The organism is Mycobacterium sp. E3298 (assembly GCF_001666895.1).
GTDB lineage: Bacteria > Actinomycetota > Actinomycetes > Mycobacteriales > Mycobacteriaceae > Mycobacterium.
Genome location: NZ_LZJB01000439.1, coordinates 1 through 629, shown reverse-complemented (window position 1 = coordinate 629; position 629 = coordinate 1). Strand labels below are relative to the sequence as shown.

The following is a 629-nucleotide window of genomic DNA, read 5'->3' as shown; positions in this document are numbered from 1 at the left end:
ACCTGCACATCGTCGGACCCAACATGGCCACCCAGCCCTACGGCATCGGGGTCAACCTGACCAACACCGGGCTGGTCCGGTTCGTCAACGGCACCCTGGAGCGGATCCGCCGGGACGGCACGTGGAACACGTTGTACCGCAAGTGGTTGACGGTGCTGGGGCCCGCGCCCGCGCCACCGACGCCGAGGTATCTGGACTGATGGCCGAGTCGGAGAAGATCGAGCAGCCGGAAACCGGCGCCGACGAAAGCCCGGGCACCCAGCCGCCGGACACGCAGGGCGGCGGCCCGACCACGGGGCGCATCCAGGCCACCCAGGCGCTGTTCCGACCCGACTTCGAAGATGACGACGACGACTTTCCGCACATCTCGCTGGGCACCCTGGACAGCGATCCGCAAGACCGGGTGACGGTGGGGACGCGGGTGCTGCCACCGGTCCGCCACCTCGGCGTCGGTGGCGCGGGCGCGGGCCCCAGCACCGTCAACCACTTGCGGTACAACGTGTTCCACGTGCCGTCCCGGCGGATCCGCTCCAGGGTGCCGTTGACGAACCGGACCAGCCCGGTGTTGGTCAGGTTGACCCCGATGCCGTAGGGCTGGGTGGCCATGTTGGGTCCGACGATGTGCAGGT

At 69.3% G+C, this 629-nt stretch carries 1 protein-coding gene and 2 pseudogenes; 2 read left to right on the top strand and 1 reads right to left on the bottom strand.

From position 1 onward, the window contains the following. Both A9X05_RS20700 and A9X05_RS29975 read left to right on the top strand, forming a co-directional pair. Positions 1–200 (top strand): transporter substrate-binding domain-containing protein (locus A9X05_RS20700; RefSeq protein ID WP_156669951.1); only part of this gene is annotated, 200 nt, incomplete at its 5' end. Next, positions 200–454, top strand: a pseudogene (locus A9X05_RS29975) (serine/threonine protein kinase); the annotation flags it as partial. The gene A9X05_RS20700 and the pseudogene A9X05_RS29975, both read left to right, overlap by 1 nt. On the opposite strand, the pseudogene A9X05_RS29970 reads toward A9X05_RS29975, so the two are convergent. After that, positions 439–629: pseudogene (locus tag A9X05_RS29970) on the bottom strand (transporter substrate-binding domain-containing protein); the annotation flags it as partial. The pseudogenes A9X05_RS29975 and A9X05_RS29970 overlap by 16 nt on opposite strands.